Source organism: Acinetobacter sp. SW-226, from assembly GCF_055632855.1.
Genome location: NZ_CM145752.1, coordinates 2,323,081 through 2,335,676 on the forward strand (window position 1 = coordinate 2,323,081; position 12,596 = coordinate 2,335,676).

General features: G+C 40.5%; 15 protein-coding genes. 12 read left to right on the forward strand and 3 right to left on the reverse strand.

Annotated features, from left to right (window positions below):
* Positions 1-82: 82 nt before the first annotated feature.
* The 5 genes from cysT to ACZ8ZH_RS11120 all read left to right on the forward strand — a co-directional run bounded on the left by cysT (position 83) and on the right by ACZ8ZH_RS11120 (position 5,170).
* Positions 83-916 carry a sulfate ABC transporter permease subunit CysT gene (gene cysT, locus ACZ8ZH_RS11100; RefSeq protein WP_110975707.1) on the forward strand — a complete coding sequence of 278 codons (834 nt, stop codon included), beginning with the start codon at positions 83-85 and terminating at the stop codon, positions 914-916.
* The gene (cysW, locus tag ACZ8ZH_RS11105; RefSeq protein WP_086210836.1) at positions 913-1,794 is read left to right on the forward strand and encodes a sulfate ABC transporter permease subunit CysW; all 882 of its coding nucleotides are present in this window, start codon (positions 913-915) and stop codon (positions 1,792-1,794) included. Before cysT ends, cysW begins: the two co-directional genes overlap by 4 nt.
* A gap of 12 nt (positions 1,795-1,806) precedes the next feature.
* Positions 1,807-2,868, forward strand: a complete 1,062-nt coding sequence (locus ACZ8ZH_RS11110; RefSeq protein ID WP_086210835.1) for a sulfate/molybdate ABC transporter ATP-binding protein — start codon at positions 1,807-1,809, stop codon at positions 2,866-2,868.
* Between the two features lie 56 nt (positions 2,869-2,924).
* Complete coding sequence (locus tag ACZ8ZH_RS11115) at positions 2,925-3,848, forward strand: CysB family HTH-type transcriptional regulator (RefSeq protein WP_119063644.1); 924 nt, start codon at positions 2,925-2,927, stop codon at positions 3,846-3,848.
* Positions 3,849-3,967: 119 nt separating this feature from the next.
* A complete protein-coding gene (locus ACZ8ZH_RS11120; protein ID WP_119063645.1) occupies positions 3,968-5,170 on the forward strand; it encodes an outer membrane protein transport protein in 1,203 nt (400 codons plus the stop codon).
* A 61-nt stretch (positions 5,171-5,231) separates the two neighbouring features.
* On the opposite strand, the gene carO is transcribed toward ACZ8ZH_RS11120, so the two are convergent.
* Entirely contained in the window at positions 5,232-5,978 is a 747-nt protein-coding gene (gene carO, locus ACZ8ZH_RS11125; RefSeq protein ID WP_086208870.1) for an ornithine uptake porin CarO, read from the reverse strand.
* A gap of 303 nt (positions 5,979-6,281) precedes the next feature.
* Between carO and dapD the strand changes: the two genes are divergently transcribed.
* From dapD to ACZ8ZH_RS11155, 6 genes are all read left to right on the forward strand, one after another.
* A complete protein-coding gene (dapD, locus tag ACZ8ZH_RS11130; protein WP_086208264.1) occupies positions 6,282-7,103 on the forward strand; it encodes a 2,3,4,5-tetrahydropyridine-2,6-dicarboxylate N-succinyltransferase in 822 nt (273 codons plus the stop codon).
* Positions 7,104-7,202: 99 nt separating this feature from the next.
* The gene (queE, locus tag ACZ8ZH_RS11135) at positions 7,203-7,913 is read left to right on the forward strand and encodes a 7-carboxy-7-deazaguanine synthase QueE (protein WP_086208265.1); all 711 of its coding nucleotides are present in this window, start codon (positions 7,203-7,205) and stop codon (positions 7,911-7,913) included.
* Between the two features lie 43 nt (positions 7,914-7,956).
* On the forward strand, positions 7,957-8,625 hold the full coding sequence (queC, locus tag ACZ8ZH_RS11140; protein ID WP_086208266.1) for a 7-cyano-7-deazaguanine synthase QueC: 669 nt from the start codon (positions 7,957-7,959) through the stop codon (positions 8,623-8,625).
* 16 nt (positions 8,626-8,641) lie between these two features.
* Positions 8,642-9,049, forward strand: a complete 408-nt coding sequence (locus ACZ8ZH_RS11145) for a hypothetical protein (protein WP_086208267.1) — start codon at positions 8,642-8,644, stop codon at positions 9,047-9,049.
* A 71-nt stretch (positions 9,050-9,120) separates the two neighbouring features.
* On the forward strand, positions 9,121-9,813 hold the full coding sequence (locus ACZ8ZH_RS11150; protein WP_119063695.1) for a Dph6-related ATP pyrophosphatase: 693 nt from the start codon (positions 9,121-9,123) through the stop codon (positions 9,811-9,813).
* Positions 9,814-9,822: 9 nt separating this feature from the next.
* The gene (locus ACZ8ZH_RS11155; protein ID WP_086208268.1) at positions 9,823-10,281 is read left to right on the forward strand and encodes a peroxiredoxin; all 459 of its coding nucleotides are present in this window, start codon (positions 9,823-9,825) and stop codon (positions 10,279-10,281) included.
* Between the two features lie 74 nt (positions 10,282-10,355).
* Here ACZ8ZH_RS11155 and ACZ8ZH_RS11160 read toward each other — a convergent pair whose 3' ends face one another.
* The gene (locus tag ACZ8ZH_RS11160) at positions 10,356-10,955 is read right to left on the reverse strand and encodes a LysE/ArgO family amino acid transporter (protein WP_086208269.1); all 600 of its coding nucleotides are present in this window, start codon (positions 10,953-10,955) and stop codon (positions 10,356-10,358) included.
* 119 nt (positions 10,956-11,074) lie between these two features.
* Between ACZ8ZH_RS11160 and ACZ8ZH_RS11165 the strand changes: the two genes are divergently transcribed.
* On the forward strand, positions 11,075-11,989 hold the full coding sequence (locus ACZ8ZH_RS11165; RefSeq protein WP_119063646.1) for a LysR family transcriptional regulator ArgP: 915 nt from the start codon (positions 11,075-11,077) through the stop codon (positions 11,987-11,989).
* Positions 11,990-11,999: 10 nt separating this feature from the next.
* Here ACZ8ZH_RS11165 and ACZ8ZH_RS11170 read toward each other — a convergent pair whose 3' ends face one another.
* The gene (locus ACZ8ZH_RS11170) at positions 12,000-12,587 is read right to left on the reverse strand and encodes a YceI family protein (RefSeq protein WP_086208271.1); all 588 of its coding nucleotides are present in this window, start codon (positions 12,585-12,587) and stop codon (positions 12,000-12,002) included.
* Positions 12,588-12,596: the final 9 nt, after the last annotated feature.

The following is a 12,596-nucleotide window of genomic DNA, read 5'->3' on the forward strand; positions in this document are numbered from 1 at the left end:
CTGCAAATAATGTTTGTGCCGAAATTTAGTTTTATTTGGGCTGACCACTTTTGAGTCAGTCTTCTCTCTTTGAGGAGTAATCATGTCGCAGCGATCCCGAGTGCTGCCAGGATTTGGTCTTTCTCTAGGCTTTACCCTAGCATATCTGTCATTAATTGTTTTGATTCCGTTGTCTGCCGTTTTTATTAAATCCTTAGGCATCGGTTGGGATGGTTTATGGGAAATTTTAAGCTCAGAACGTATCTTAAAATCTCTACAGCTCAGTTTTAGTGCTGCATTAATTGCTGCGTTTATTAATGTGGTCTTTGGTTTATTACTAGCATGGTGCTTGGTTCGTTATAGCTTCCCAGGCAAACGTATTGTCGATGCTTTGGTCGATTTGCCTTTTGCCTTACCCACTGCGGTTGCAGGTATTGCACTGACTTCTCTTTATGCGCCTACAGGCTGGATTGGTCAGTATCTTGAGCCTTTAGGGATTCAAGTGGCATACACTCCAATTGGGATTACTCTAGCCCTTATTTTTATTGGTATTCCTTTCGTAGTTCGTACCGTCCAACCTGTACTGAGCGACTTGGAAACTGAGTTAGAAGAAGCAGCATCGGCATTGGGTGCAAACCGTCTGCAAATTGTCACGAAAGTCATTTTTCCGATTTTATTTCCAGCACTTATCACGGGTTTTGCTTTGGCATTTGCACGTGGGGTCGGTGAATACGGCTCGGTGATCTTTATTGCAGGCAATCAGCCTTTCAAAACTGAAATTGCGCCACTCATGATTATTTCGCGTCTAGAAGAATATGACTATGCAGGTGCAACCACGATTGCTGTCGTCATGTTAGTGCTGTCATTCGCTATTTTATTCCTGATTAACTTGTTACAAGCATGGGCCAGCCGCCGCACAGGGAGAACTGCACGATGAATATCAACAGTAATGCACTGGCTGAAAAACTCCAATCGCGTGATGCGACACGTGAACCCACTTGGGTTCGCTACACCCTGATTACTATTGCTCTGCTGTTCTTTCTGAGCTGTTTGATCTTACCGCTGATTTTGGTGTTTGTTGAAGCCTTTAAACAAGGTGTGGGCGTCTATACCCAAGCCTTGGTTCATCCTGATACATTATCTGCAGTCAAACTCACTTTATTAACTGCTGTGATTGCAGTTCCACTAAATGTGGTATTTGGTGTTGCAGCAGCATGGTGTGTTGCCAAATTCAACTTCCGTGGTAAATCAATCCTAACCACGATTATTGATATGCCTTTTTCTGTGTCACCTGTTATCGCAGGTTTAATGCTGGTGTTGATTTTCGGTACACAAGGTTGGTTTGGCGGTTGGCTCATGGATCATGACATCAAGATTCTCTATGCTGTTCCTGCCATTGTATTGGCAACGATCTTTATTACTGTTCCTTTTGTAGCACGTGAGCTGATTCCTCTAATGGAAGCTCAGGGAACTGAAGAAGAAGAAGCGGCGATTGTCCTTGGTGCATCAGGCTGGCAAACATTCTGGAAAGTCACTTTACCGAACATTAAATGGGGTCTGATCTACGGCGTCATTCTATGTAATGCCCGTGCAATGGGTGAGTTTGGTGCGGTATCTGTTGTTTCTGGACACATTCGTGGTGAAACCAACACTTTGCCATTGCACGTTGAGATTCTCTATAACGAATATACTTTCAGTGCTGCTTTTGCTGTGTCTTCACTGTTGGCGCTATTAGCGATTGTAACGCTTGTTTTAAAAACATGGGTTGAGCTACGCCAAGAAAAGCAAAACAAACAAAATGATTCAACCGTTTAAAGGAATGACCTCATGAGTATTCAAGTTAAAAATATTGAAAAACACTTTGGTGCATTCCATGCGCTGAATAACATTTCCCTCGATTTTCCTGATGGTCAATTGGTTGCGTTACTTGGCCCATCAGGCTGTGGTAAAACCACTCTACTCCGCATCATTGCGGGGCTTGAGTCTGCAGATGGCGGTCAAGTCATCTTAGAAGGTGAAGATGCGACCAATGTCCACGTACGTGAACGTGAAGTCGGTTTTGTATTTCAGCACTACGCATTGTTCCGCCATATGACTGTATTTGAAAATATTGCTTTTGGCCTTCGTGTACGACCACGTTCAACACGTCCTTCTGAAGCTGAAATTAAAAAACGTGTCACACGTTTGCTGGATCTAGTCCAATTGGGCTTTTTGGCAGATCGCTACCCTGCGCAACTCTCAGGCGGTCAACGTCAACGTATTGCGTTGGCACGTGCTTTGGCCGTTGAACCACGTGTACTATTACTGGATGAACCTTTTGGAGCACTAGATGCCAAAGTACGTAAAGAGCTCCGTCGTTGGCTACGTACACTGCATGATGAATTACATATTACTTCCATCTTTGTCACCCATGACCAAGAAGAAGCACTTGAGGTTGCAGACCAAATCATCGTAATGAACAAAGGTAATGTCGAACAAATTGGATCACCACGTGAAGTGTATGAAAAGCCTGCAACACCGTTTGTATTCGATTTCCTTGGTCAAGCAAACCGTTTCGAAGGACAAAATAATGCAGGTACAATCCAGATTGGTGAAGACCGTATTCAATTAGACAGTTTACGCAATGCACCATCTGGTGAAGTCATCGCCTTTGCCCGTCCAGATGAATTACGTATCCATGCACAGCCTCAAGACAATGCCATTCAAGCAACCTTTGTTCGTGAATTATGGATTGCAGGAAAAGTAGTTGCTGAATTACATGACCGCCAAGGTAAACTGATTGAAATATCACTCACGGCAGAAGAAGCAAGATTACACCAATTTAGACCGAACCAAACGGTATGGTTAAGCCCTTCTAACTTACATTTATTTGCAAAACCTGCGGCTTAAAACCAAGATGAAGGGGCATGTTGAATGCCTGCTTCATGATAAAAGAGATCCAAAATATGAACTTTCAACAACTTAGAATTATTCGGGAAACGGTGAGACAAAATTTCAACCTTACCGAAGCCTCTGCCGCACTGTACACCTCTCAGTCAGGTGTCAGTAAGCATATTAAAGACCTAGAAGATGAACTAGGCGTTCAGCTGTTTATTCGTAAAGGAAAACGCTTACTCGGTTTAACCGAACCTGGTCAAGCCCTACTGGGTATTGTTGAACGTATGTTGGTCGATGCCGATAATATTAAACGTCTTGCAGATGATTTTAATCGTGTCGATGAAGGAACATTAACAATTGCAACAACGCATACACAAGCACGTTATGTATTGCCGCCTAATGTTAATCAATTTAAAAAAGAGTTTCCAAAAGTTCATCTCATTTTGCAACAAGCGAGCCCTGTAGAAATTACTGAGATGCTTCTTCAAGGCGAAGCCGACATTGGTATTGCGACTGAATCACTCACCGCAGAAGATAATCTGGCCAGCGTACCATTCTATAATTGGCAGCACAGTATTATTACCCCACAAAACCATCCACTGGCAAGAAAACAAAATATTAGTATTGTAGACTTGGCGGAATATCCACTGATTACTTATCATGGTGGTTTTACAGGCCGTTCAAAAATTGACAAAGCTTTTGAAGATGCTGGTGTAGATGTTGACATCGTCATGTCTGCTCTAGATGCCGATGTCATTAAAACCTATGTCGAACTCAACATGGGCGTTGGTATTGTCAATAATGTAGCCTATGATGTTGAACGCGACTATCGTTTAAAACAAATCCCAACCGATATTTTTGGTCTCAACACGACATGGATTGCCGTGCGTAAAGGTCACTTACTACGTGGTTATGGCTATGAATTTATTTCACTCTGCTCACCAGATGCGGATATTAAAGCACTGAAAAGAGTCGCTTATCCAGAAGACTAATTTATTAATACTTTCAAAAAGAGGCTAACGAGCCTCTTTTTTTCCGCTAAACGCGTACATTTCAAGTAAATATAGTATATGATTTAATCGCTTGATAAAAAAACTAATGAGCTCAAACAATGAAAAAGAAACTATTGAGCTTCCCTTTACTCTGTTTATATTCCTCAAAATTATGCTTTGCTGCTGCTTTTGAACTGTCAGGTCAAACCATACAACCTTTTTTTGAACCTAAAAATTATGCTGAGTTTTCTCTTGCCTACATCCAGCCACAAGTTTCTGGCCAAGTTCAGCATAGTGAGGCATTACAACAATTTGGTGTAACTGACTTTTCAACAGGAAATTTTAGTAATAAACAAGTAATGATGGGGGCTGCATTAAAATTAGAACTCAACCCTCAAGTCAAATTTGCAATCATTTATGACCAACCTTTTGCTGTAGATATCGACTATCGTTACCGTCCAATCATCTATGGAGAAAAACATGAAATCGAAGCAGCCAGTATAAATTTTAAGAGCCATAACCTAACTACACTTTTAGGCTATCAAATCACGCCCAATTGGGATGTTTATGGAGGACTAAGCTATCAAAGTCTTGAAGGTTCTTTAAACATGAAAGGCAAAACATATTCTGTGTTTGATGGTTATGATGCCGATTTTAAAAAAGATGAGGGTCTGGGCTGGTTAGCAGGTATAAGTTATCAGATGCCAGAGTATCATTTTAGAACATCTTTGACTTATCGCTCCCCCATCAAACATCAACTCAGCACAACCGAGTCTATCGAAATTGGTGTTAGCACCCCCAATACAACACATATAAAAACGCCCCAATCAGTCAATTTTGATTTTATGACAGGGCTACCCTATCAGAATCTTTTGTACGGTAGTGTGAGATGGGTCAATTGGGAAGAATTCGTCATTCATCCCCCCAAATTTGAAGCTGTCATTGATTATGCTGCAATATTCTACCCGGAAGTAAAAGATATCAAACTGATTAGCTATAAAGAAGATCAATGGTCTACAAAACTTGGGCTTGCACATTTATGGAATGAGAAATGGATCAGTGCATTAGAGTTACTGTGGGACTCTGGTACCAATAACCCTGCATCTACGCTTAATCCAAGTGATGGCTATAAAGGAATTGGGCTTGCCGGCATGTACAAATTGCGACCTGAATTGAATATTGCAATGGGTCTTTATTATTTTCATTTCGATACCCCAAAAGCGCCCAATGATTCAAATCCATTTGAAAGTATAACAGGGCTTTCAGCACTCAATGATAATGATGCATGGGCCTTTGGTATTCGTTTTGCCCATCATTTTTAAAATGAGACAAAATAACTAGACATAAAAAAACGAGCCTTGGCTCGTTTTTTTATGTCTTGAATTACCAGTGGTAACTGACACCCAATTTTGCAACTGGAAGCCATTTATATTTATCATCATTGGCAATCTTGCGTGCTTCATTATCTGCAGCTGTTTGACCTGAAGTCGAACCACCCACTTCAACCAAACCAGTCGAGTTCAAATCCACAGATGGATTACCAGTGTAGTAAGCACCAACTTCACCAAATACACCCCAGTTTTGATTAATCTTAGGAGCTAAACCAAAACCTAGATATGGAGCAATATCATTTTTATATGATAAAGAACCATCTACAGAACCACTACCTGATGGCGCATAAAAATTCTGACCATCAATCTTAATTGTATCGTTTGAGTTGTTCAGACGTTTGGTTAAGGCATAATCATTATCAATATAACCTACACCAGCAGCAACATATACGCCTTGAGCCCATCGGTTTGTACTTGCACCCCACGGACGAATTTCAGCATTTAAATATGCAAGGCTGTTATCCATATCCATGTCGTATTTTGTGCCGTCGATAGACAAATCATCAGACCATGAAATATCACCACCGTTATAACCTAAAGCTAAACCCACGTATGGGTTTGCTGTCCACAATAAAGCACCGCCGTAGCCTGTTGTACCCACTTCAGCACGGACGCCTGTAGGAATGAGTTTATTTTGGTCAAAAGCATAGCCATCTTTTACGACAGCATCATCAGCAAAAGCTGTACCTGCAACCGCTGACATTGCAGTTGCGATTGCAATTAAACGTAATGATTTCATGTTTTTCTCCTCTAAAAAATAAAGATTTTTTACATCATTTACCATTTTTTGATGAGCCCATCTTAAAACAGCCCCAGACTGTTTTTTATTCGAGATTTGCTCAGTTTTTGTTATTTTTTGATACATTTTAAGCTTTATTGTTGTTGTAAATAACATTTATTTACTTAATTTTTCAAACCCAACTAGCTTAAGTGCCTTATTCCCAATCATTCATTATTATTTCCGATCCTATGCTGTTTTTTCATCTATTCTCCGCACAATTTAGTGTAAAATCAGGAAAATTTTTTTTCTGGAAGGAAGATCATGTCTCAGCTTTCAACAATTATTGAACAAGCGTTTGAAGACCGTGCGAATTTTACAGCAGCGGACTGTTCTGCTGAAGTTCGTGCAGCAGTTGAAGAAGTCATTGCTGGTTTAGATAACGGGACATTACGTGTTGCTGAAAAAATTGATGGCGAGTGGGTTGTTCATCAATGGGTGAAAAAAGCCGTGCTTTTATCATTCAAACTAAATGACAACAAACCAATTGAGTCATGTGACCTTCAATTCTACGACAAAGTAGATACTAAATTTACAGGTTGGACTGAAGAACAATTTAAAACAGCAGGCGTTCGTGTTGTTCCGCCAGCAGTTGCGCGTAAAGGTTCTTTCCAAGCGAAAAACGTAGTGTTAATGCCTTCTTATGTGAACATTGGTGCTTATGTAGATGAAGGTACAATGGTTGACACATGGGCAACTGTTGGTTCATGTGCTCAAATTGGTAAAAACGTTCACTTATCTGGTGGTGTAGGTATTGGTGGTGTTCTTGAGCCACTTCAAGCGAACCCAACAATTATTGAAGACAACTGCTTCATCGGCGCACGTTCTGAAATTGTAGAAGGTGTGATTGTAGAAGAAGGTTCTGTGATTTCTATGGGCGTATTCATTGGTCAATCGACTAAGATTTATGACCGTGCAACTGGCGAAATTCACTACGGCCGTGTACCAGCAGGTTCTGTTGTCGTTGCAGGTAGCTTACCTTCTAAGTGCGGTACTTACAGTCTATATGCTGCAATCATCGTGAAAAAAGTAGATGCGCAAACGCGTTCTAAAACGAGCTTGAACGATTTATTACGCGACGAATAAACTTTTATTCATCTTGTTGCGGAGCTAAAGTTCCTCATCTCTACGGTTAAGACTAGCCGTAGAGATTTTTGTTTTTCTAACCTGTGGTTTAATTTTGCTATGAATACGCTTCGATCTTCTGCTATCCCTGTTTCTGACCCTTCTGCGGGTCTACGTATCACGGAGATCTTTTATTCTTTGCAAGGCGAAGCCAATACCTCTGGACTTCCAACAGTTTTTATTCGTTTAACAGGTTGCCCGCTTCGTTGTACCTATTGTGATACCACTTATTCATTTGAAGGTGGTGAGCGCCAATCTTTAGATCAGATTATTCAAACCACGCTTGGTTTTAAAACCCCTTATGTCTGCGTGACAGGTGGTGAACCCCTTGCACAGCCCAATGCCTTGCCTCTAATGCAACGTCTTGCAGATCTTGGCTGTGAAGTTTCTTTAGAGACCAGTGGTGCTTTAGATGTGTCTAAGGTTGACCCACGTGTTTCAAAAGTATTAGATTTAAAAACCCCAACTTCAGGTGAAGTTGCACGAAATTTGCTTTCGAATCTGGACCATCTAACCCAACACGACCAAATCAAGTTTGTGATTTGTAACCGTGAGGATTATGAATGGTCAAAACAGCAAGTTGAAGACTATAAACTCAATGAAAAAGTCAGCACAGTATGGTTCTCTCCTGCTTTTGCAGTTGAGAAAGGTGCTGCTCGTTTACCTCAACTTGCGCGTGACTTAGCGCAATGGATATTAGAAGACCATCTCCCTGTTTGCTTCCAACTCCAACTCCACAAGTTGCTTTGGAATGACGAAACTGGTCGTTAATGCATTGCCTATTCATCTTTAATTTATATTTGGAGAAATTTGTATGCGCCCTCGTGCCATAGTTTTGTTATCTGGCGGTTTAGACTCAACAACTTGTTTAGCATGGGCGCAAGCACAGTATGACTGTACAGCGCTCAGCTTTATGTATGGTCAACGCTCAACTACCGAGCTGGACGCTGCACGTGAACTGACGAAAAAAGCAGGTGTAGAACATCGTGTTATTAATATCGACTTAGGTAATTTAGGCGGTTCTGCGTTAACAGACCATAGCATTGATGTTCCAGATCATGAACAAGTCGGTATTCCTGTAACTTATGTTCCAGCACGTAACACAATTTTCTTGTCTTATGCATTAGCAGCAGCAGAAGTTTTAGATGCTGAAGCCATTGTGATTGGTATTAATGCTGTTGATTATTCAGGGTATCCAGACTGTCGCCCTGAATTTATTGAGGCATTTGCCAATATGGCTCGCCTTGCAACCAAGGTTGGCGTTGAAGGAAAACCTCTTAAATTTGAAACACCTCTGTTACATTTATCCAAAGCAAATATCATTCGCTTAGGTATAGAACATGGCGTAGACTATAGTCAAACGGTGTCTTGCTACCAAGCAGATGACCAAGGACGTGCATGTGGGAAATGCGACAGTTGCCGTCTTCGTAAAGAAGGTTTTGCAGATGCTGGCGTAGAAGATCCGACACGTTATATACCGTAATAACAAGGTACAGTTTATGAAAAATTTAAAATCAAACATTTTGCTTTCTACATTGGTGTCTGCAGCTGCATTGTTCGCAACAGCTTCACATGCTGCTGAATCGAACAAACTACAAGAAGCGTATAAAAGCACCAATGTAAAATCTGCATTGATCAATGTTTGTAAAGAAGAAACTGGGAAAAGCAAAAAGCTTAGCGCAGCGGAAGTAAGCAAATACTGTACTTGTGCAGTTGAAGCAGATGGTAAATTGACCAATGCACAAAAATGGGAAATCCAAAGTGCAATTAATCAAAAGAAAAGCCCATCTACTTTAGCTTTTGTACAAAAACAAAATAAAGACCTTCAAACATGTTTCGGTCCACAGTTAACAGGCAAATTAAAGTCTTTAACTGAAGAAGCAATGAAAGCTGCTCCGAAAAAATAATTCACAATATGTGAATGAAGCCTGCTCTATGCAGGCTTTTTTATATGCTTCAAAAGATAGAATATTTAAATATGCTTGTTGAATGGAATACAAACGTACAAGACCGCAAATTTGTTGCTTCTTACAGTGGTGGTAAAGACAGTAGTCTGGCTTTATACAAAGCCATACAAATGGGTGAAGCTATTGCATTGATTGTCATGTTAGAAGAGCAAGGCCAAAAGTCACGCTCACACGGGATGTCACTCGATATTATTCATGCGCAGGCAAAAGCAATTGGGCTTCCCATCTACAGTGCCTCTGCAACGTGGCAAGACTATGAGAACCAGTTCATTCAACTGCTACAAAAAGCTCAAAGTTTAGGTGCAGAAACCTTAGTCACAGGTGATATTGATTTAATGGCACATGCCGAATGGAATCAATCCGTTTGCGATAAAACTGAGCTCAGTTTATGTATACCACTGTGGCAACGCCCACGTTTAGACATTGTGCATGAGTTTATTCGACTCGGTTTTCAAAGTATCATCGTTACAGTCAACTTAAATTTAGGGATGAAAATTGAGGATTTAGGTCAAGCGCTTAGCCTTAAATATATTGATGCATTGGTTGCAAGAGGCATTGACCCTTGCGGCGAAGCGGGTGAATTCCACACCACGGTGATTGATGGCCCAATTTTCAAACATCCACTTTCAGTCGTTAAAGGTGATATTCTGTATCACGAAAATTATGCCTTTTTACCACTTGAATTAGAACAGCGCGACATTTAAGGATAGAACATGACTGATACGATCCAACTTCCAAATCAGAACTTTCCAGCGACAACAGGCAACGTAAACTTAACTGAAGTACCGACTGAATGGCTGATTGTGTATTTTTACCCGAAAGATTCAACACCTGGTTGCACAACTCAAGCCGTTGGTTTTTCATGTTTAAAAGATCAGTTTGATGCCCTGCAAACCACAATTATTGGTATTTCACGTGACTCGGTTAAAGCGCATCAGAATTTTACAGAAAAGCAGGCTTTAACCATTAATTTAATTAGCGACAAAGAAGAAGTGCTGTGTAAACACTTTGATGTGATTAAAGAAAAAAATATGTATGGTAAAAAAGTGATGGGCATTGAGCGCTCAACGTTTATTTTTCATAACGGCAAACTGGTGAAAGAATATCGTAAGGTGAAAGCCGCGGGGCATGCGGAACAAGTTTTAGAAGACTTAAAAGCATTACAAGCTTAATTCACATCAGCCCGCAGATGCGGGCTTTGTTCTGTGTGATTTTTTTATTTCATAGATTTTATTGTACATGCTTTTTATTTCACAAGCAGTGAAATAGCGATCCCCCACATCACCAGTGCAATGATCGCATCGAGGACATTCCACGCTTTCGGATTTGAAAAAATGGGAGTAAGCATACGAGCACCATAGCCCAAAGCAAAAAAGAATAACCAAGACGCACACACTGCCCCTAGGGCAAAGTACGCAGGTTGCTCAAACTGTGTTGAAATTGAACCCAGTAAAATAACTGTATCTAAGTACACATGCGGATTAAGCCAAGTCAGCGCTAAACACAGCAAAATAATATTTAACAGCTGATGCTTTTCAATGGCACTTGCTTCCAAGCCCTGCTGTGATTTGAAGGCCCGTAGTAAATGTTGAAATCCATAACAAAATAAAAAAAGCGCCCCTGCCCATTTGGCAAACTGAATAATTTCAGGATAGTGCTGAAGCACTTTTGAAAAGCCAGATACACCCAATACAATTAAAATCGAATCTGATAATGCACAAACAAAACATACCCAAAAAACAAACTGCTTTTTGAGGCCTTGTTTCAGCACAAATGCATTTTGCGCACCAATAGCAATAATAAGACTCATCCCGACTGCAAGCCCTTGCATATATGTACTTAACATTTTGACTTTTCAACTTAATTGATAATGTCAGGATTATCTTTCATTTTTGATTAAATTAAGTATTATTTAGAAAATATCAATATAACTAAAATATTTTTAGTTTTAAGTGAGTCTCGATTATGCTCAATCATAAACAGTGTGATGCATTTTTAGCAGTAGCAGAAACAGGAAGTTTTGACCTTGCTGCCGAACACTTATGCATTACCGCTTCTGCCGTCACTTTACGTGTACAAAGCCTAGAAAAAAGTTTGGGACATTTATTGATTGTACGAGAAAGACCCTGCCGTCCCACCCAAGCTGGACAATCGCTGTTACATTACTTGCAGCATAGTCGTCTGCTAGAGCAAAGCTTCATTCAGAACCTTACTGGTCATATAAACACCTCTGCTTTTTATCAGATCAACATTGCAACCAATGCCGACTCTTTAGCCACATGGCTTTTACCCGTGTTACAGCCAACATTGATTGATGAAAAGATTGTGGTACATTTTCAGGTCGATGACCAATCACAAACTCACCATTTACTTGAAGCTGGTTTAGTGAATGCCTGCGTGACGGATGAATCTCAAGCCATGAAAGGCTGCGTGGCCGAATATCTTGGGGATATGAACTACCGTTTTGTTGCAACACCTACTTTTACACAGCAATGGTTTAACCAAGGTGTAAACCGAGAATCATTACGTGCTGCTCCAGCCCTAATCTTTAATGCAAAAGATGTGCTCCATACGGCCTATATCCAACAAAAATTCGGACTTAATCCAACTCAATATCCGCATCACTTTATTCCATCTTCCAGTGCATTTTTTGATGCGATTACCTTAGGACTCGGCTATGGCTGGTTACCTTACTATCAAGCCAAGTCTTGTTTGGAAGAAGGCTCATTGGTTGAAGTGGATCCTCAGCTCAATATTGATCAACCTTTGTATTGGCACCATTGGAAACAGCAGTCGGTGCAATTAAATGTGCTGACAGATATCTTGGTGAAAAAAGCACACGCAGAGATGAATGAGCAAAAAGTTAACTCAGAATTCTAAGCCACGCAAGCTATTGCACTTTCCACTGGCCTGACAGTTGAATATTCACTTTTTCACCTACACCACCAATCGCTTTTTTCATACCGAAATCACTGCGGTTAATCATGGCTGATGATTGAACGTCCAACAAATTAGCAGTATTTGCACTCGGTTTTAGCGTGGTACTAAATGTGACAGGTTTGGTGATGCCGCGAAGTGTTAAATTCCCAGCAATATTATATTTCCCCCCACCCAAATCTTTAAAACTGGTGCTTTTGAACGTGGCTGTTTTGTATTTGGATGCATAAAACAAATCTTCACCCAAAATCATATTTTTCAATGAAGGCTTGCTCAAGCTTAGGCTATTTACATCCATAACAAAATTTGTCGAAGCATGCTGTGGTGCTTTAGCATCAAACTGCATGCTGGATTGCACACGATTGAACTTGGCTTTTACTACAGTCACACCTAAGGATTTAATTTCAAAGCCTACATTGCTTTGTGGTGTCAACGTCCAAGCTTGAGCTTGCGCGTGTGTACTACAGGCAAATATAACACCTGCAATCATCAAGGTATTTTTAATGACAGTATTAGATATCGTCTGTTGTTTTCTATCCATTGCAGTTGG